This window comes from Chromohalobacter moromii (genome assembly GCF_023091865.1).
GTDB classification, from domain to species: domain Bacteria; phylum Pseudomonadota; class Gammaproteobacteria; order Pseudomonadales; family Halomonadaceae; genus Chromohalobacter; species Chromohalobacter moromii.
Genome location: NZ_JAHXDI010000001.1, coordinates 1,236,797 through 1,255,017, shown reverse-complemented (window position 1 = coordinate 1,255,017; position 18,221 = coordinate 1,236,797). Strand labels below are relative to the sequence as shown.

The 18,221-nt window shown below is 61.9% G+C and carries 17 protein-coding genes; 2 read left to right on the top strand and 15 right to left on the bottom strand.

The genetic code is table 11. The features are described 5' to 3' along the window. Positions 1 to 60: 60 nt before the first annotated feature. The gene (locus KZO83_RS05605) at positions 61 to 1,089 is read left to right on the top strand and encodes a CNNM domain-containing protein (protein ID WP_247620042.1); all 1,029 of its coding nucleotides are present in this window, start codon (positions 61 to 63) and stop codon (positions 1,087 to 1,089) included. On the opposite strand, the gene KZO83_RS05600 is transcribed toward KZO83_RS05605, so the two are convergent. Next, positions 1,061 to 2,185 (bottom strand): putative sulfate/molybdate transporter, encoded by a 1,125-nt coding sequence (locus tag KZO83_RS05600; protein ID WP_247620041.1) that lies wholly within the window; start codon positions 2,183 to 2,185, stop codon positions 1,061 to 1,063. The genes KZO83_RS05605 and KZO83_RS05600 overlap by 29 nt on opposite strands. Before the next feature lie 406 nt (positions 2,186 to 2,591). Here KZO83_RS05600 and KZO83_RS05595 point away from each other — a divergent pair, with 406 nt between their 5' ends. Further along, positions 2,592 to 3,257 carry a hypothetical protein gene (locus KZO83_RS05595; protein WP_247620040.1) on the top strand — a complete coding sequence of 222 codons (666 nt, stop codon included), beginning with the start codon at positions 2,592 to 2,594 and terminating at the stop codon, positions 3,255 to 3,257. 83 nt (positions 3,258 to 3,340) lie between these two features. Here the strand turns inward: KZO83_RS05595 and KZO83_RS05590 are convergent, their stop codons facing one another. From KZO83_RS05590 to KZO83_RS05520, 14 genes are all read right to left on the bottom strand, one after another. Next, positions 3,341 to 3,544: a cold-shock protein gene (locus tag KZO83_RS05590; RefSeq protein WP_040243594.1), complete on the bottom strand. Its 204-nt coding sequence runs from the start codon at positions 3,542 to 3,544 to the stop codon at positions 3,341 to 3,343. 236 nt (positions 3,545 to 3,780) lie between these two features. Further along, positions 3,781 to 4,047: a hypothetical protein gene (locus tag KZO83_RS05585; protein ID WP_247620039.1), complete on the bottom strand. Its 267-nt coding sequence runs from the start codon at positions 4,045 to 4,047 to the stop codon at positions 3,781 to 3,783. A gap of 249 nt (positions 4,048 to 4,296) precedes the next feature. After that, positions 4,297 to 6,684, bottom strand: coding sequence for a putative bifunctional diguanylate cyclase/phosphodiesterase (locus KZO83_RS16400; protein ID WP_247620038.1), 2,388 nt, complete (start codon positions 6,682 to 6,684; stop codon positions 4,297 to 4,299). Between the two features lie 187 nt (positions 6,685 to 6,871). Continuing rightward, complete coding sequence (locus tag KZO83_RS05575) at positions 6,872 to 7,348, bottom strand: TadE/TadG family type IV pilus assembly protein (protein ID WP_247620037.1); 477 nt, start codon at positions 7,346 to 7,348, stop codon at positions 6,872 to 6,874. Continuing rightward, positions 7,341 to 9,206: a TadG family pilus assembly protein gene (locus KZO83_RS05570; RefSeq protein ID WP_247620036.1), complete on the bottom strand. Its 1,866-nt coding sequence runs from the start codon at positions 9,204 to 9,206 to the stop codon at positions 7,341 to 7,343. Before KZO83_RS05570 ends, KZO83_RS05575 begins: the two co-directional genes overlap by 8 nt. Positions 9,207 to 9,208: 2 nt before the next feature. Next, positions 9,209 to 9,574: a DUF3613 domain-containing protein gene (locus KZO83_RS05565; RefSeq protein ID WP_247620035.1), complete on the bottom strand. Its 366-nt coding sequence runs from the start codon at positions 9,572 to 9,574 to the stop codon at positions 9,209 to 9,211. 40 nt (positions 9,575 to 9,614) lie between these two features. Then, a complete protein-coding gene (locus tag KZO83_RS05560; protein WP_247620034.1) occupies positions 9,615 to 10,496 on the bottom strand; it encodes a tetratricopeptide repeat protein in 882 nt (293 codons plus the stop codon). A 14-nt stretch (positions 10,497 to 10,510) separates the two neighbouring features. Further along, on the bottom strand, positions 10,511 to 11,401 hold the full coding sequence (locus tag KZO83_RS05555; protein WP_247620033.1) for a type II secretion system F family protein: 891 nt from the start codon (positions 11,399 to 11,401) through the stop codon (positions 10,511 to 10,513). 9 nt (positions 11,402 to 11,410) lie between these two features. Next, positions 11,411 to 12,286, bottom strand: coding sequence for a type II secretion system F family protein (locus KZO83_RS05550; RefSeq protein ID WP_247620032.1), 876 nt, complete (start codon positions 12,284 to 12,286; stop codon positions 11,411 to 11,413). After that, a complete protein-coding gene (locus KZO83_RS05545) occupies positions 12,283 to 13,509 on the bottom strand; it encodes a TadA family conjugal transfer-associated ATPase (RefSeq protein WP_247620031.1) in 1,227 nt (408 codons plus the stop codon). The genes KZO83_RS05550 and KZO83_RS05545 overlap by 4 nt, the downstream gene beginning before the upstream one ends. Positions 13,510 to 13,524: 15 nt before the next feature. Next, positions 13,525 to 14,886 (bottom strand): type II and III secretion system protein family protein, encoded by a 1,362-nt coding sequence (locus KZO83_RS16335; protein ID WP_272493579.1) that lies wholly within the window; start codon positions 14,884 to 14,886, stop codon positions 13,525 to 13,527. Between the two features lie 92 nt (positions 14,887 to 14,978). Next, positions 14,979 to 15,974, bottom strand: a complete 996-nt coding sequence (gene cpaB, locus KZO83_RS05530) for a Flp pilus assembly protein CpaB (RefSeq protein ID WP_247620030.1) — start codon at positions 15,972 to 15,974, stop codon at positions 14,979 to 14,981. A 17-nt stretch (positions 15,975 to 15,991) separates the two neighbouring features. Beyond that, positions 15,992 to 16,261, bottom strand: a complete 270-nt coding sequence (locus KZO83_RS05525; protein ID WP_247620029.1) for a Flp family type IVb pilin — start codon at positions 16,259 to 16,261, stop codon at positions 15,992 to 15,994. A gap of 74 nt (positions 16,262 to 16,335) precedes the next feature. Further along, entirely contained in the window at positions 16,336 to 18,099 is a 1,764-nt protein-coding gene (locus KZO83_RS05520; RefSeq protein WP_247620028.1) for a ShlB/FhaC/HecB family hemolysin secretion/activation protein, read from the bottom strand. Positions 18,100 to 18,221: the final 122 nt, after the last annotated feature.

Here is an 18,221-nt window from a genome sequence, read left to right as displayed (position 1 = left end):
GATTGACAGCCTTCTTCGGGACTGGATAAATGAGCGCTCCATTCTCAACCAAGAGTCTTCATGGTCCTCCTTGCGGCCTTCGCCATCCTGTCCATTGGCTTTTCTTTCTTATGTTCAATTCTCGAGGCGGCGCTGCTGTCGCTGACCCCGAGCTACATTGCGCAGTTGAAGGATGATCGCCCGAAACTGCATGCCTCGCTTTCCAAGTTGAAGTCCAACATCGACCGTCCGCTGGCGGCGATCCTCACGCTCAACACCATTGCGCATACGGTGGGCGCAACGGGCGTGGGTGCGCAGGTGGCGGTGGTCTTCGGCGATTCCCACGTGGCGATTGCCTCGGCGGTGATGACGCTGGCGATCCTGGTCGTCTCGGAGATCATTCCCAAGACCATCGGCGCGAGCTACTGGCGTGCCCTCGCCCCGCTGCTGCCGCCGATTCTGCGGGTGATGATCTTCGTTCTGACGCCGTTCATCTGGCTTTCCGAGCGGATCACCAACCGTATCGGCAAGTCGGAGCACGATGTCGACATGCGTGGGGAGATCAAGGCGCTGGCGCGCATCGGCCTGGACGAGAAGGCGCTGGATAGCGACGAAACGCGGGCTATCGTCAATATCCTCAACCTGCACGAGATCCGCGTAAAAAGCGTGATGACGCCGCGCACAGTGTGCGTTTCAGTGCCGCCGGATCTCAGCGTCGCGGAGTTCGACGAACAGTTCGGCAAGATGCAGTTCACGCGCTTTCCGGTGATGGACGGCGGCGAACAGGCGATTGGCTACATCCATAAGGCGGATACTTATCACGCCGAGGATGAGCAGACCATGAAGGTGCTTATGCACCCTATCGAGGCGCTGCACGAGACGGACAACGTCGAGCATGTCTTCACCGCGATGCTCAAGGATCACGGCCACATGCGCGTGGTTTACGACGAGCATGGCACTTGGGTGGGCTTGATTACCCTGGAGGACGTCATCGAGACGATTCTCGGCCAGGACATCGTCGATGAGACGGACAACGTGGAGAACCTGCGCCGCTACGCCAAGCAGCGCTGGGTGAAACGCCTCAAGCGTGACGATGGCGATGCCACCTGATCCGCCCCCATTCGCTGATACCGCCGGCGACGAGCCCCCAGAAAGGATCCAGCGCGACCGTCACCACGGCGGTCGCGGCGATCACCGGCCAGCATGAGGGCTTGCTGTCGAACAGTCGTTTGGTGATGGCAAGTTGCCAGGCAGCGACGAGCAGCAAGGCGCCCAATCCGGCACTGGGAATACCCGCAAGCACTCCTAGCCCCCATTGCGGTGGCACACATGCCACGGCCAGCAACGCGCCGCCCAGTAGTAGCGGCGCAGTGCCGGTGCGTGCGCCAAAGCGGTAATGCGCGGCCAAGCCCCCGGCGCCGTGACACATCGGCAAGGCGCCGAACGGCGTAAGCGCAAGGTTGGCCAGACCGGTGGAGATCGACAAGCGCGCCGGCGTGACATGCGTGGCGCGCTCGCCGAAGTAATCGCCGGCGACGAGCGTGGTCAATACGATGGCGTTGGTGACGGTCAACGAGAGTTGCGGCAACACCAGCATCGACATGGCACGCTCGATACTTTGCATGTCCGGCCAGCTCGCCAGCGCGGGAAACCACGCGGTGCTAGTGTCGATGAGCGGCGCACTCGCCGTTTGGAAATGCCCCAGCCCCCAGGCCGTCAATAACGCCAGCACCACGGAGGGCCAACGCGGAAAGCGCATCGCCACCAGCAGCACGCTGAGCGTGGCAATGCCTATCCAGACCTGATCGGCCATCAGTGAGAGACTGGTCAAGGCCAGCAGCGCCCCTAGCCCCAGTTGCAGCCCGGCCAATACGGATTGCGGGATCAGACGATTGAGGCGCGCGATCCAGCCGGTCAGTCCCAGGATCAATAACACCACGCCGATCATCGCCCCGGCGATGGCCAGTTCCAGCGGCGACATACCCGCCGTCAATATGACGGCCGCCACGGCCTTCATGGGCTGCACGGGGATCGGCAGGCGATAGTACAACGCCGTGCCCAAATAGAAGACGGCAAATCCCAATACCACCGGCACGGGCGCTAGCCCACCGATGGCGATGCTCCCCAGCATCAACGGCAGCAAGGTGCCGAGATCGCCCAGCGCCCCATTGACCTCGCGCAGATTGAAGGCAAAGGCTGTGTTCATAACACTTTTTAACCCGACGCCATTTATTACGTTAAGATGCAGCCTTCTTGCGTGTTCTTACATCTCGTTAACAATACTAAATATCGGTGTTAAATACGTTACGAATTTTCTTTTGCTCTGAGTGCATGAAAGCGCTTAGCCTCATAGCACCACCTGACCCGAACGACACAGGCCGGCATATAAGGCGGCCACAATGATCGCAGTCATCGTTTGTGACGAGCGATCTTCGAGTTAGGCGCCCGCCAGGACGCGGTTCGTGGTCAGGAAGACCAGCGCCACCTATTCAGCGTAGCCAGTGACTTTTTGCTAGACTCGCACAGTCGAACGCTGCCGGGCGATACTTGTCAGGTAGCGTTTTTCTTTTCAAACAATACCGTTTACATACCACCTATAAGGAGAGCAAGGAATGCTCGAGTGGCTCAATAACAATAGCGGCGCGCTGAGCGCGATCGCGAGTTTCTGCACCCTGGGCGTATGGCTGTTCTACGCGCAGCTTCTTTACCTGGGCTTTGCACGTCAGCGCCGGCCGCGCATCATCATCAACCGAGGGCGCAGCAAGTCGCCGGACGGTATGTGTCTGATCAGCAACATGAGTTCAGAAGCGATCTTCGTCTCGAATGTCATGGGGGTGCTGCACACGTCCAAGGGCGAATATACCTGCGATCTAACCGATTACACGCGGACGGACGACAGCGAAGAAGAGAGTAACGAGCAGCACGCCACGCGCCAGGGGCCGCTGGACTCGGGCGATTATCATCAGGTGTGCTCGTTCAGAGAGATCATCGATCACATCGCCGAGGGGCACGGGCTGGATATCGACCGGAACACGCTGACGCTCGAAGATGAAACGTTGAGAATGCTGGAGGTCCGGCTGATCGCGATCTATGGCAGCGAAGACCGCCCATTGGGCGCGTACCGGTGCTTCATGCTAGAGAAGAGCGAGCTCGATCCCAACGAGAAGAATAATGATTGCCTGATCATGCCGACTACGTTCGATACGCATCGCGTATCGCGTCGCTGGCATCAAGACCGTATACGCAAGTGGCTTGATTCACTGCCGAGCAGCCGTTGATCAACCGCTACCCCAAACGCAACAGGGCCCGCCGAAGCGGGCCCTGTTATGCGAAGCCTTGCGGCTTCAGATCAAGCGCGAAGTTACTCGGGCTTGATGTTAGACGCCTGAAGGCCTTTCTTGCCCTGAGTGACGTCAAAAGAAACCTTTTGACCGTCCTGCAGAGACTTGAAGCCTTCAGCCTGAATTTCGGAGAAGTGGGCAAAGAGGTCGTCGCCGCCGTCGTCCGGAGAAATAAAGCCGAAACCTTTAGCGTCGTTGAACCACTTAACTGTACCAGTTGCCATTTTCGATATCCTTTACACGCATTGCGCTTTCAATTGCCGGGTATTTACCCGAGTTGCAGTGGGTAAAACAAATTAGCGATACACCAGGCTCTCGAAGACATCGATTACTACTGACGGTATGCCACTTGCTAACCTACTTCGCTAAGCTTGGACCTTTGTGGGGACGCTGTCAACTCTTTCTCGTGTGTTCTCGTCGTGCCTTCCCAGCGCGCCAGTGGCGCGCCCCGAGCGATATGTCACTGCGCTTCGCGTGACGCGTGACCGATCTCGACGATGGTGCGCATCAGCGTGGCGACGCTTTGGCTGGATTGGTTGTATTCCTGCATCAGCGCCTGCAGGCGTTCCTCGAACGGCGGCTCTTGGGGCGCGGCATCTTCATTGCTTGCGCCGCCGCCATCGAGCTCCTGGAGAGCCGTGGCGAAGGCGTCATCGAGTTCACGAAACTTGCGGAGCTTTTCACGCTCATCCATATGGCGTGACGAGGCTTGACGATTGTTTTTCATGGAAATATTGAAATCACGATGTAGCGGTTCAAAAGCGTAATAACACGGCTTCGGTCAGGTGTACCGGAGACGCTCGACGTACGGCAACGAGTCACACAGATAGGTAACGCGGAAAAACGGTTGCTCTGAATAGGCGATGTCTAAATCGCTTGGCGTAGACTCGGCCCAGTATTATAGATGATGCCAAATCTGCGAAGTTCAATCCCTGCGATTTTTATATGCTCAGCGCTCACCGGGCTACCGCACAATCTAGCGCGTGCGCGCGGAACGCGCTGGCAACGTTTCTTGACGCTGTGACAGCCGCCACAGGAAAGATTCGACGGGTCTAGGTCGCCCTAGCAGGTAGCCCTGACCAATGGGACAACCCAACCCTCGCAAGACATCCATCTGTTCCTGAGTTTCTATCCCTTCGGCAACGACAGTCAAGCCTAGTCCCCGTGCCAGATCGATGATGCCTTTAACCAGCAATTGACTGCGTTCGTCCTCGGCGATGGTATCGATATATACCTTATCGAGTTTGACCTTGGTGAACGGCAATTCCTTGAGAAAACGCAGCGAGGTATAGCCGGCGCCGAAATCATCCAATACCAGCCCGAAGCCGTGCAGGCGCAAGATGCGCATGATTTGGCGCACTTGAGAAAGGTCTTGTGTGGCGACGTGCTCGGTGACCTCGAGCTCGATGCATTGTGGGGGAACGCCGTAATGCTGGCAGCGTTCCAGCAGCCAATCGGTGAATCGCTGGTCGTCGAAATGCCGTATCGACAGATTGACCGCCCATACCAGGCTCTGCGTATGCGGCAGTTCGTGACGCGCCAGCCAGGCGAGCATGGTGTTGAACACTTTTTCGTCCAGCGGCACGATCTGGTGGCTGGCTTCGGCCACCGGGATGAATTCACCGGGCGAGATAGTGCCGAAGGTGTCGTGCTGCCAACGAATCAAGGCCTCGGCGCCCACCAGTTGCCGATTGGCGAGACGGTATTGAGGTTGTAGATACAGCTCGAAGAACGGAGCTTCCTGCTCCAGGGCATCGGCCAACGTCTCCGCCAGGAAACGCCGACGCTCGGACGTCTTGAGCAGATCGAGCTCGAATAGTTGCGGCTCGGCCCCGGCGCTGGCTAGCACTTGGTCGGCGGCATCCTGCGCGGCTTGTAACAGCGCCGTGGGCGTCTTGCCATGCTCGGGCGAAACGGCAACCCCGATGCGTGGTTCGAGCCGATGCGGCACACCATGCACCTCGATGGGCGCGTGGAGCATTTCCTGATAACGCGCAGCCATCGCCAGGGGATCTTGCGCGCCAGAGGCCATGACCACGAAGACGTCGTCCGAGAGGCGCGCCGGGTAACACACGCCGCCGCAGGTATCGCGCAGGCGCTCGGCGATGCCCTGCGCCGCCAGGTCGGCGCATTCGCCCCCGAACTGAGCGCGCAGGTGGCGCAAAGCGTCGAACGTCAGGTAATAAAGCGAGACGGCGTAGGCATCGTCCATGAAGCGTTGCAGGTGTCGTTCGAGGAGTACGCGCCCCGGCAGATCGGTCACAAGGTCGTTACGCAAGGCTTGGCGCTTCAAACGCTGCTTGCGTTCACGCCGCCGCGCCAGCCAGATGGCAAGGCCTGCCATGACCAGCGCGGCCAACGCCAGGGCGAAGGCCCGCCAGGTCCATTGACGCTGGGCGACGACCGCATCGGGCATCTCGAGCCAGTTCACGCCCTCGCGTGCGGTGTCCTTGAGTCGATCCCGAGCGCTGTACAATACGCTGGGCTCAGCGGAGACCAAGCGCGCGCCTCCTAGTGCCAGTTCATTTTCCAGCCCCGACCTGCCTTGGGGGGCGATCAAGGCGTCGACCAGACTATCGGCCATATGCTCGGGCGCCGGGAAGACGCCCCCCAGACAACCGTGATTGAGCCACTCGCGCTGGTAACACCAGAATTGCCAGCCTTGGGCCGCCAAGGCTTGAACGCGCGCCAGGTTATCCTGTGTGACAGGCGCCGAAAGATAAGCTTGCAAAGGCTCACCTCGTTGTTGCCGGCGCTCACGAAAACGCGTCAGCACGCTCTCGTCGGGCGACGCCAGAGACAACCAAGCATCGCTGAACTGGGGCGAACTCACCCGGCGTGCGCTGGCCGCTAACGCGTCACGGCTCTCATCCTGGGCATACCACAGCGCCAGCGGACCTTCCTGTGGGCGACGCGCTTCTAGAGCCCAGCGCAAGCCGCGTTCGGCATAGGCATCGAGCCCGATATGCGCGATCCCTTGCGCATTCAACCATTCACGAAGCTCGCCCTCGCGTACGTCATAGGCCACGACGGTCGCAGTTTCAGGCAGGAGGGAAGCGTTCTCGGGCGAGTTGGAAGCGTTCTCGGACGAGATAACAAGATGGCGGTACGCACGCACGGTGGCATCGTGCATGAGCAACACATAGCTGAGTTCGGCCTGGCGATGCGCCATGGTCTCGCGCCAGCGGCGCAGCATCGTCTCGCGGGGAAAGCGATCCGCTCCCAGCACCTCAAGGCTAAGATTGCCCTCACCCACGCGGCGTGCGAGCGCGTCACGTATATCGCTGAGCAGGGCATCGTCACTTTGTAGAGAAAGCTGGCTGGGCGCCACGATCATGGCGGTGGCGGTCGTCGCAGGCCTCACTGGCGCGTCTTCCTCGGCTGCCTCTGCCCTATTCAACGGCAGGCTTGCCAATACGAGGAGAGACCATAACCATATCCAAGACCCGACCTTGTTGACGCCCTTTCCCATACATGCGGCCTCCTGCCGTCGAGATGAAACCCACCACTCTTTTCCCCTATTTACCACTTAGCATAGACGTCGATAACACCTAGTCGAGAAAGATACTGGCATGGGTCGTCAGCACCTCAGGAGTGCCGGGGACATGCAGACCGAACAGGTTCAAGATTGGCAATGGATACACGGCTCCCATGCACACCACTACCCGCGTGGATGTCGGGGTGGGCGCCGAGGGACACTGCTCGCTTTCGAGTAATCCCACATCGAAGCGCGATAACCATGAGTCTTCGATCAGGCTCGACACGCGTGATTCCAGAAGCTCCTCTCTCTCGTCGTTGTCTTCTTCCACCTGGATGGTACTGATGGTCGCGACCTGACGGGCTGTTTCGCTTGCCAGGTTCTGCAAGCCGCTTTGAATCAGAAACACGAAGGCGTAGCCGATCAAGGCATAGAGCACGAGAAAGAACACCGGAAAGACGATGGCGAATTCGATGGCGGCAACGCCTTCTTGGCGACTGCGCGGCGTGTACTTGAATCGGTTCGCTTTATTCAGCGCTTCATTAGGCATCGGGGTCTCCCACACGGATCAGTTCGACTTTGCCGTACCCGACACCGAGCACTTCGACATCCACGCCGTTGAAGCTCAGTCCCAGAGCATTCAGAAGTGGATCGATAAGGGGCGCCAGCACGTTATCGAGGATCTCGTCGAGCCTTGTCGCGAGAGCTAGTTCCAAGTCGACTACGGAGTTCAGCGTGGTATCGAGCAACTCGTTGACGATATCGGTCACGGGGGATAACACATCTTCGATACCACCCAAGAGGCAGCCCAAGCCGCTGCACTCCTCATCTCCGTCGTCAAGCAGAGATAATTGGATCTCCGATCCCGCCAGCAACGTGCTCAATTGTCCGGAGAGACTAGTGAGGTCCTCGTCAAAGCGCAGCGTCGTGTGCGAAGGCCATTTCAGAGTGCGGCCATGTTCCGCTTCGTTAGCCGGGACAGTCGGGACAGCTTGAGTTTTCTTGTTGTCTTCGCTGTTCTCGAGTCTCAGGGATAATAAGCCGTCGAACGCTGGCAATAGACTCAATTCGGCATCGATTGTGCCTTGCACCAGCGCCGAGCGCGCGCCGACGTCCACGTCGTATTGCTGATCGCCTAGGGGCTCGACGGATTCGATACCACCCCGCGCCGAGGCAGCATCGAGGAACAAATCTACATCCAGCTTCACCAGTCCGATCACGTCGATCGCTGTATCAAGTGTTAGCTCCAACTGCGCCGTCTTCGCTTCGGTGCGCCATTCCTCACATGGTGAGCGTTGTTCGCCTCGGCACCCCACCGGGCCCACGGCGATTTGCGGCGGCTCGATAATATTGAGATCAAGGGTCAATGCAGCCAACTCGCCGATGTTGGCATCTAGGTTGTCGATATGAATGCCGCTTTGCTGGTTCGCTGCCAGCAATGCGCCGCTGAGCAAGTTGCCGAGCCCCACACCGGCGAACAAGGCGCTCTCCCGCTGGGGGGGTTCGAGGTCTATCGCCAGCAGGTCGCCGAGCTGCACGGGCACGTTCAGCGCATTGCCGGAGAGCCCACCGGTGAAATTTTCCAGCGCGGTGATCACCTCGCCCAGTCCGATGGCGCCATTGGCGGGTTGCAGGCCCACGAGGGCTTCGTCGTTGCCCGCGCCGCGCAGGATATTGAGGCTGGCCTCCGCCAACTCGCTGACCGAGGCGTCCGTTGCCAGCAGCTCATCCAGGCCGGCGGCGGTGAGGTCGACGTCGACGCCCGGTAACGCGCGCGCCAGTTCCAGCAGGGTCACCTGGGTTTGCGCCAGGCCGTCGTAGCCCACCAGATCGAAGTTCAGGTCCGCTCCCAGCGCAGAAAGCACGGGCGCGAGCAAGGCCTTATTACCGTCGACGGACAATAGCTGCGTGCCCAACGCGATGGCGGCGACGGGCGTGCGACGTGCCACGGCCGAAGCACTGAGCGTGCTGGTGTCCTCGATATCCGATTCGGAGAACAGCCGTTCGATATTGGCGACCAAGCTAGTCGGCACCGTCTCGCTCACCGTCACCCTGACGGCATCGCTGCTCGCCTCATCACTGGCGGTGAAGACGTTGATCCCATCTTTCACCTCGACCGTACCGCGCTCCAGCGCGAGGGTGCCGTCCTCGACGCCAGCGCCACGCGCCAGATTGTCGTTGGCGACCTCGCTAAGTTGGCTCATGTCCTGCGTGCGCATCAGCGCCGCTGCCGCCTCCATGGCGGCGGTGTCGGCTTGCTTCTGAAGCTTGGCTTTTTCGTAATAAAGCCGGCCGACATCCAGCGCCAGTACCAGACACAGGATCACCAGCCCCAGCACGCCCATGGCGAGCAGGCCGATGGCGCCGCGTTGGGCGCCAGGCGAGGCGGACAATGCGCGGCGCGGCATGCTTATTCGTTCCCGAAGTCGTCGCTGTCGATGTAGCGCTCGGGGATCTCGTGCGTGAAGCTTTCCACGTAGCGCTGCCAAATGGCCGATTGCACTGGGCCCGCGAGTTCCTGGCGATGGGACGAGGCGGCGCGCCCGCTGCGCTGCCATTCCAGCAAGCGTTGCGTCGCCTGACCGGGATGCCCCGAGAGATCGTTGTGCACGCGCTTCGTTTCCAACTGCCGGGTATCTTGCTGCGCGTGGGCGTTTTCACCGCTGGCCAGAACGACCAGTGCCAAACCGCCGAGCGCGCCCATGGCGAGACGGCCGAGACGCTTGCCCTGACCGCGGCCTCGTGAATCTGGGGTCATCAATGGGGTGATGGACATGTAAGTCTCCTGTCAGTCGACATGGCCTAGAGCTGCGTCGTTATTGCCGGATGATCTCGAGCGTGCCGGGGGCGGTTGGCCTCTCGGTGGGGGTATGCGTAATCGCCGCCGTGCCCGCACCGCTCGGTGCGGAGGCCGAGACACTGGACACGCCGCTTGAGGTGGTAGCCGTTCGTTCAGCCGTCGCCAGGCGGGTCTGGCGCAACAACGCCATGTCCTCCTGATCGATTCCGTAGCGTTGGGCGATGCCTTCCGCCTGCCGGTCGTTGTTCTGGGCATAGAGCGCCATGACGAGATTGCGCGCGGCACGCGAATAGCCGGGGCTCAGTTCCAGGGCGGTGAGGAATTCGTCTTCCGCCTGTCGCGGCTGGCCTTCCAGCAGATGCAGATAGCCCAGGTCATTGCGAATGGCGGCGTCGATGGGACGCGCCTCACGCGCACGCTGCATGGAGTTCAATGCGGTCTCGAGCTCTCCCCGCGCGGCCTGGTTGCGTGCGATGCCACGCCAGGCATCCGCGGCCAGGCAGGTTTCGGTGAGCGTGGCGTAGACCTCGTCGGCCCTATCGCGCTTGCCTGTCTTACGCAGCGCCTCGCCTCGCAACAGTCGCGGCTCGGCCAACGAGCCGCGATTTGCATCCAGCGACAGGTCGTCGAGATGCGCCAGCGCGGCACGCGGCTTGTCATCGTTGAGCATCTGGCGAATCAGCGAGATCTGCATGCCGGTGGTGGCCGTCATTTCCTCGCCGCAGGCGCCACGCCGGGTATCGCCCTCGTCCTGCTGGGGCGCTGCCAAGCGACTCGACGCGCTCTGTGCACCTTGGGGCTGAGTCCAGGCGGTATTCGGCGTCGACGAGCTGGCGCATCCGCCCAGCGCAACCAGGCAGGCGATGCCCACGAGGGCCTGCCATCCTCCAGACGACATTGCATGCGACATCCTTAACCTCCCAGAGTCGCCAGCGCACCGGCGAGATTGAGTACCGCGGGCCCGGCCAGGACGATCAGCAGGGCCGGAAACAGAAACACCATCATGACCAGCGACATCTTGCCCGAGAGCCGAGTGACGGCTTCTTGCAGGCGCGTACGACGTCGGTCGCGCAACAAATCGCTCAGCGTGCGCAGCGATTCCCGCGCGCCGCCCCCACTGGACGAGACTTGCGCCAACAACTTGAGCAGGTCGCCCAGCCCCTCGCTGGCCTGGACGTCGGCGACTTCTTCCAGCGCGTCTTCACGGACTTGGCCGGCTTCTATCTTGTGGGTCACGCTGCGCAGTTCGCGCACGCTTTCCGGTGCAGTGCCTTGCAGGTTGTTAATCAGGCCTTGCAGTACGCTTTCCAGCGTCATGCCGGCCTCCCACAGCATTCGCGTGACCTGCAGCACCAAGGCGACTTCTTCGTCCAGGGTGCGGGTCCGCCGGCGGCGACAATTCTTGATCCACGCCCAGCACAGCACGCCGGTCAGCGCGCTCGCGGCAATGCCCAACAACAGGCTCCCCCCAATGCCCCGGCCCTGTTCCCAGCCCCATGCGATGCCGACCAAGCAGGCACAGGCCGCCAGCGTGCCGAGTACGCCCAAAAGGCGTGCTTGGGCCCGCGAGCCGATGAAGCCCGCCTGGCGCAGAACGATGGCTAACTCGGCGCTGCGCGCATGTCGGCGCCGATGCACGCGCCATGCACTACCGCTGCGCAGCAAGAGCGACTCGGTCTGGCGCCAGCTTTCCGGTGCTTGCGGGGGATGGCGTTCCAGGTTGCGCTGCGCCATGGCCCAGCACACGCCAGCGGCGATCATCAGTGCCGCGCCACTGGCGATTAACAACATCACGGCTAGCATGCGCCCTCCTCAAATCGCCCTGAGCATTCGCCACATCACGAAGCAGCCGCTCAATTCGAGCCCCAGTGCGAGCCATAGCGCCGCGCGACCATCCGCGCTGTGCCACATGGTGCTCAGAAATTCAGGATTGGTGATCAAGATGTAGCCGCCGATCAGCACCGGTATGACGGCCAGTACCATGGCGGTGAAGCGTGTTTCCCCCGTGAGCGCCTTGAGCTCGCGGCGTCCACGCTCTTGCTGGCGCAACAGCGTGACGAAACTGCTCAGGATGTCGCGCAGGCTGCCGCCATGGCGCTGGTTGACTTCCAATGCGGTCGCCAACAGCGCCAATTCGTTGAGCTTGAGCAGCGTGCTTTCTCGTACCAGGCCTTCGTGCAGCTCCATACCCAGTTCACGGCGCGCCCAGACCCGTTCGAGCATGTTGCGAAGCGGCGGCGCGCTGCGCGCGATCTGACGCTTGAAGGCGCTTTCCGGACTGGCGCCGACGGAGAGTTCGCGCAGCAATTGTTCGAGGTAGCCCGGCAACTGGGCCCGCAGACGCGAGCGCAGCCGCCGGGCGCGCCATTGCAATAACAGGTTGCCGCCCAACAGCACGCCCGCCAGCACGTACAAACTCCAGCGTTGGTCGAGCAGCACCAGCATCACGGCGAGAACGCCCAGTACCAGCGCGACGGTGATCACCAGGCGGCGCGGCGTAAGCTGAATGCCGGCACGCAAGAGATAGTCGAGCGACCAATCGAGTAGCGACTCGCTGGGCGCGATGCGCCGCCGCTGGCGGCGCGGTGTGCCCGGCTCGCGCGGCATCGACGCTGCCCGCGCACTGGTCCATATCAGCCCGGCGGCGGCCAGCAGCAAGACCATCGCGACCCACCACCACACGTTCATGCTTGTACCCTCGCGCTGGCGAGTTGTGTCCAGGGCGCTTCGTGGCGGTGATAAAGGGTCTCGAGCTGGATAGTGTCGCTATCGAACCCGACCACGCGCTGCACTTCGAGCACATGGCGATGGCCGTTGACGTCACGCGTGACATGCACGACCAGATCCAGCGCCGTGGCGATGATACGGTTGATCAGGGTGTCCGAGCCTTGGAAACCCGACAGGCGTACCATCATCTGCAGGCGCACCAGGGCATCCGACGCGGCGTTAGCGTGTACCGTGCTCATCGAGCCCAGGTGGCCGGTATTCATGGCCTGCAGCACATCGAGGACCTCATCGCCGCGACTCTCGCCAAGAATCACGCGGTCGGGCCGCATGCGTAGAGAGTTGCGCACCAATTGCCGGGCGCTGATCTCGCCTTCGCCCTCGCTATTGGCCGGACGCGTCTCGAGACGCACGATATGGTTGTTGCGCAATTGAAGTTCGGCGGCGTCTTCGATGGTGACGACGCGCTCGTGCGTCGGGATCGATTGGCTCAGCGCGTTGAGCAAGGTGGTCTTGCCCGAGCCGGTAGCGCCACTGATGAGGATGTTGCGACGCCGTTCCACGGCTTGCTCCAACTCGCTAAGAAGCGCGGCGGGCAAGGCGTCGCGCTCGACCAGCGCCAGTGCGCTCATGGCGTCGTGGCGAAACTTGCGGATCGAAACGCAGGGGCCGTCCAGCGCCAGCGGCGGGATGATGGCGTTGACGCGCGAGCCATCTTCCAGACGCGCATCCACCATGGGGCTGGACTCATCGAGCCGCCGTCCCAGCGGCGCCAGCATACGGCGCACCACGCGCAACACATGGGCATCGTTGAGGAACTGCTGGGAGACGCGCTCGAGCTTGCCTTCGCGTTCGGCGAAGACGTGGCGCGGCCCGTTGATGAGGATATCGGTGATGCCATCATCGCGTAACAGCGGCTGCAGTGGGCCGTAGCCGGTCATTTCGTGATACAGCGATTGCAATACCGTTTGCATGGCGTCGTCGGGGATGAACTCGCCGCGCTCGGCCAGCCAGTCGCGCACGCTATCCTCCAGGCGCGTGAACAGCACGCTGGGTTCGGCGTCGAGCTCCATGCCTTCGTCCTCGAAGCGCTCGATGACGCTGCGATGCAGCTCCGACTTGAAAGCCGGATCGTCGGGGTCGGCGACGACGTGCAGGTGTCGTTGTCCAAAACGTGGCAGTGCCATGGTGTGCTCCTCCCCTCAGTCGCCGAAGCCGACGTTCCCCAGGCGCTCGAGGCTTTCGGCGTCCTGCGGGTCGAATAACAGTTCCAGATACGAGGGGTCGTAGCGTCGCAGTGCCTCGCCAGGCAGGTCCGGACGCGGCGCACCCGCCGCCATGGGCGAGACGAGGTGCGGCGTGACGACCATCACCAGCTCCTTGTTCTCGGTCTCGAAACGCGTGGAGCGGAAAAATGCCCCGATGATCGGCAGATCGCCAAGGCCGGGGAACTTGTCCACGGTCTGCATGGTGCTGTTGCTGACCAGACCGCTGATGATCAGGCTCTCGCCGTCACCGAGCTGCACGCTGGTGTCGGTGCGCCGCACGTTGAGCGCGGGCACGGCGACGCCGCTGGCTTGCACGCCTTGCGTGAAGTCGAGTTCGCTGACCTCGGGCGCGACCTTGAGCATGATGCTGTCGTTATTCAGCACCGTGGGCGTCAGTTGCAGCCTCACGCCGAATTGTTTGAAGTCGATGCGAACGTCGCCATCGTCGTTGCTGATCGGGAAGGGAAATTCGCCGCCGGCAAGAAACGAGGCGCTTTGCCCCGAGAGCGTGACCAGGCTGGGTTCGGCGAGGGTGTAGGCGAAGCCGTTGCTGCGTAAGGCGCTGATCACGCCGAGCATGCTGTCGTCGGCACTGCCCGCCACGATGTTGTAGCCGCCGTTGCCGGTCTGAAAACCGGAGCCGGTGAGGAAGGAAAAGCCATCGCTGAAGGTGTCGCCGATGGCCTCGGCACCGCCCAGCGCGCCGCTAGTGCCGACGCCGGCCAAGGTATTGCCGCCATTGTTCTTGCCGAAGAAAAAACCCGCGGATTGAAGCTTGCTACGGTTGACCTCGACCACGCGGATATCGGTCTGCACCTGAACCGGACCGCGTTGTCGGGTGGTATCGACCACGTTCTGATCGCCGAGCCGACGACGCGCTTGGTCATGACGCGCCAGGGATCTGCTCTCGCCCGACAGGGTCGGCGTATCGGTGCCATCGGCCAGGGTGTACTCGGATTCCATACCCCGCGCGCCGCGCGGTCGCACCGTGACGCGGTAATCGCGCGGCTCGTCACGGCCGTTGCGCCATACGCTCAGCGAGGTCGTTCCCGCCGCTAGCCCGGTGACCATGAGTTGGCGGGCATCCAACACCTGGGCGCTGACGATATCGCCACTCCCCAAAGACGTGCGCGCTACGGGGCGGTCGAACGTCAGACGTTGTTGGCCACCGACATCCAGTCGCAGCGTGCGCTCGCCTTGCTGGGCGATGCCCGGAGAAGACAAGAGCAGCATCAAAACGCTCAGTAGCCAGCACACTGAACGTCGCCCAACAGACGAGGTTGCGGTCTCGGACATTGTGATTTCCTTCTTCCCTGCATTAACGCGGCACTGAGCGTTTTGGGCTGGCCGCGCTTGTCGTTATCGTGTCGATGGCTTCAAAGCCGTTTCTAACGCTGTGTTTCGATCACTCGGCGTTCGCCTCCAACGAATTGCACGACGCGATGACCGCTCGCCTCCTGGTCCGTGCGACGCGGCGTGGTAGATTGTTGAGCAGCGTCGGCGGCGGCGATGTCGGCATAGGTGACAGCGGGCGCTAGCTCGTCGTCCTTGACGCTTGGCGTCTCGCTCGGTTTTTCGCGCGTGCTCCGCGACAGGCCCACCACCATGCCGCCGCCATCCGGCGCGGTGACGAGATTGTCCATCAAGGCATCGACGCGCTCGCGACTGCCGACCACTGCCAGCCTCAGTCGGCCGGTGCTTTCTGCCAGCAACAGCTTGGGGGCCTGCGATTCGTCGACGGCGACCACGGCGGTACGCGCCCCGCGTCGGCTGTCGTTCTCGTCATCGCCATCGGCTCCACCTTGCAGATTCTGGCCATAACCGAGCACTAGCACGTCGCCGAGCAGTCGACGCGCCAAGGTCTGACGTCGGTCGCCGGACTGTGCGGCCTGGGCCTGAAACAACACATCGACCCGGTCACCGGGTTCAATGAAGCCGCCACCGCCGATGACATCGTCGACGCCGATAGCCAGGGCGCGGTATCCCGCCGGCACCTGGCTGGCCAGCACGCTACCCAGGGCGAAATCCTCCTCGCGGATCACCTCGCCGGCCTCGACCGGGCGCGTCAGCACGCGCCCTTCCAGGGCCTCGCGCTCAGCGAAGCTTTGCGGCATGGCATTGGGGAAATCGACCACTGCCAGCATCGGCGCTTGCGTGGCGGCGTCCGCAACATCGTTGGCACCCAGTTCGGTACCCGCCACCAAATCACGCGTTGCGACCACCGCCGGATGCTGTCTCGCCGGCGTCTCGGTGGCCGACTCGACAGCGGACTCGGTGACCGGTGGCGGCGCGGCCTGCTGGGTCAAGCGCCAACCGGTGAAGCCCAGCCCCAGAGCCAGAATCACCAGCAGTACCGCGACGATTTTGAGGGTCTTGGGAGACATAAAACTCGCTCCATTTATTAGTCTTGTGTCCCACTACCTCCTGAACCACCACTGCCTATTGCGTCCTTAACCTCTGTAAAAAAGTTCTCAAACAAACCTTGTATATCTATGGAACTTGAGGCGGCCAGAACAGCAAGCGCGATCACTGCGGCAATAATCGCGTACTCGATCGCCGTGGCGCCCTGCTGTCGCTTGAAACGCGCCTGATTGAGTGGCTTAGCGGCGTGACTGCGTGCCGCGATGCGTTGCGTGAGGTTGGTGAACTTATCGATCAGTGAGATACGCATGATGTTTCCCCGCGTGTGGTGATAAGTGATGCCTTCCTTCTTCCCTCTTACTTCTTCCCTCTGCCTTGACGGCTTCAGCCGCCATCGAACTGCCAGGAGACGCGTGCGTTGATGCGTCCGTCACGGTTATCGGTATCCAGGTCTTCCTCGGCGATGGGACGCGCGTATTCCACGCCCAGCCGGTAGTAGCGGCTGTCTGTGAATTCGAGGCCGAACGCCGCCGAGGCGAGGTTGTATTCGATGTCGTTGTCGTGAAAACGCGTGCGCGCGCCGTCGACGACCAGGTAGGGCTCGATCCGGCTGATCCAGCCCCAGGGCACGGCTTGTAGAAAGCGCAGTTCTATCTCGCCGGCGTAGCCGTAATCCCCTTCGGCCTGGCCATCGGGATAACCGCGCCCGAAGCGCATACCGCCATAGTTGCCGCGTTCGGGCACGGGCAGGCTGTCTTCCGACCAGAAGCCGTCCGCGCGGGTGGTGAGACGCCAACGCTCGCCTAGCGCTTCTACCCAACGCCCCTGTAGCCCCAGGCGCGTGTAACGCAGCGGGTCGTCGTCACTTTGGGAGGTGCCGAGCGTCTCGATATTGAGTTCGTTCTTGCTGCCGCCGACCTCGAGCCCCTGACGCACGTCGCCGCTGATCTCCCAGAGACGGCCGTCGCTGACCCGGCGATAACGCGTGTTGAGCTCGGCGGTGCCGTAGCGCAGCGTTTCATTGGCGCGTAGCAGTTCATCGTTGTCGCTGGTGTAGCGATATTGGGTTTCTTCATCGAGGTATTCGAAAGCGCCGCCGACTTCCCATAATCTCGTGCGGGACAATTCGATGGGGTATTCGAGTCCCACGCGATAGCGTTGGCGCTCCTTGCTTTCCCGCGCTTCGATGGGCACGCCGAGTAACTGAGTGTCGGTGGCGTCATCACCGTCGAAATGCGTCGCCGAGAGCTTGAGCCGCAGGCCGTCGCTACCCAGTGCCTGGCCGTATTCAGCGGCGAGGTATTCGTCATCGCCTTCCACGGGTAGCAAGCCGGCCAGCGAGAGGCGTTCGGCATACCGCGTATTGCCCTGGGTGGCGATATTGGCCAACGCTTGCGTATCGTCCTCGTCGTCGTAATCGACGGAAAGGCCGGCGTCGACACGCTTTATATCGCGGGCCTCGACGCGCACGGTGGTGGCGCCATTGACGGTGCGCGGCAATGGTACGTTGACCGAGAGGTTGGCGCCGGGAATACGCTCGATCAAGGCGGTGTAACGCTCGAAACGCTCTCGCCGAAGGGGGCGCTCCTCGGCCATGCGCTCGATCAGGCGCTGGACGCGTGCGGCCACGGCGTCGTTGTCGATATCCAGTTCGGCCCGAGCGATGTAGCCTTCGACCACGACGACTTGAACATTGCCGTTGGCGAAGTTGTCTGCGGGCAGGTAGGCATAGGAGATCGGATATCCGGCGTTCTGATAGCGCGCGGTGATGCGCTTCACGGCTTGGTCGATTTGGCCGACGGTGACCGTCTTGCCCACCAAGGGCTCGAGTGGCGCCGCTAACTCGTCGAGCTCGAACACCGAGCCGCCCCGGATATTGATATGCCGGACATTGACGCGGGCATTCTCCGATACGCCCGGCGCCGAGGCGGGTTGTTGTACGTTGAGGTCCAGCGTGCGCTGGCGTTCTTGCTGCTCTTGTTGCTCGCGCGTGACGGTCGGCGAGCGTTCATCGATGAAGGACGGAACGACATCGTCGGCCATGAGCGAGCCACTGTGGCCAACCAAGGCGATGGCGAGGCAACCCAGTAGCGATTCAGGCAGCGGGCGACGGCGTTCGTCACGACGAAGACGCAACAATGACGGCATATTGTGGCTTCCCTGTGGTATTTCTTGTCCGGAGCCGCTCGTTATGATGTCGGTGGCGACTCTCGTCTCGGTGCGATGCACCGTGGGTGCCCCTCATGGCAGGCCATGAGGGGCACCTTGCC

Excerpts from the sequence above, each read along its gene's own strand:
- KZO83_RS05605 (WP_247620042.1), top strand. The coding sequence starts at position 61 with ATGGTCCTCCTTGCGGCCTTCGCCATCCTGTCCATTGGCTTTTCTTTC.
- KZO83_RS05600 (WP_247620041.1), bottom strand. The coding sequence starts at position 2,185 with ATGAACACAGCCTTTGCCTTCAATCTGCGCGAGGTCAATGGGGCGCTG.
- KZO83_RS05595 (WP_247620040.1), top strand. The coding sequence starts at position 2,592 with ATGCTCGAGTGGCTCAATAACAATAGCGGCGCGCTGAGCGCGATCGCG.
- KZO83_RS05590 (WP_040243594.1), bottom strand. The coding sequence starts at position 3,544 with ATGGCAACTGGTACAGTTAAGTGGTTCAACGACGCTAAAGGTTTCGGC.
- KZO83_RS05585 (WP_247620039.1), bottom strand. The coding sequence starts at position 4,047 with ATGAAAAACAATCGTCAAGCCTCGTCACGCCATATGGATGAGCGTGAA.
- KZO83_RS05575 (WP_247620037.1), bottom strand. The coding sequence starts at position 7,348 with ATGCCTAATGAAGCGCTGAATAAAGCGAACCGATTCAAGTACACGCCG.
- KZO83_RS05570 (WP_247620036.1), bottom strand. The coding sequence starts at position 9,206 with ATGCCGCGCCGCGCATTGTCCGCCTCGCCTGGCGCCCAACGCGGCGCC.
- KZO83_RS05565 (WP_247620035.1), bottom strand. The coding sequence starts at position 9,574 with ATGTCCATCACCCCATTGATGACCCCAGATTCACGAGGCCGCGGTCAG.
- KZO83_RS05560 (WP_247620034.1), bottom strand. The coding sequence starts at position 10,496 with ATGTCGTCTGGAGGATGGCAGGCCCTCGTGGGCATCGCCTGCCTGGTT.
- KZO83_RS05555 (WP_247620033.1), bottom strand. The coding sequence starts at position 11,401 with ATGCTAGCCGTGATGTTGTTAATCGCCAGTGGCGCGGCACTGATGATC.
- KZO83_RS05550 (WP_247620032.1), bottom strand. The coding sequence starts at position 12,286 with ATGAACGTGTGGTGGTGGGTCGCGATGGTCTTGCTGCTGGCCGCCGCC.
- KZO83_RS05545 (WP_247620031.1), bottom strand. The coding sequence starts at position 13,509 with ATGGCACTGCCACGTTTTGGACAACGACACCTGCACGTCGTCGCCGAC.
- KZO83_RS16335 (WP_272493579.1), bottom strand. The coding sequence starts at position 14,886 with ATGTCCGAGACCGCAACCTCGTCTGTTGGGCGACGTTCAGTGTGCTGG.
- cpaB (WP_247620030.1), bottom strand. The coding sequence starts at position 15,974 with ATGTCTCCCAAGACCCTCAAAATCGTCGCGGTACTGCTGGTGATTCTG.
- KZO83_RS05525 (WP_247620029.1), bottom strand. The coding sequence starts at position 16,261 with ATGCGTATCTCACTGATCGATAAGTTCACCAACCTCACGCAACGCATC.
- KZO83_RS05520 (WP_247620028.1), bottom strand. The coding sequence starts at position 18,099 with ATGCCGTCATTGTTGCGTCTTCGTCGTGACGAACGCCGTCGCCCGCTG.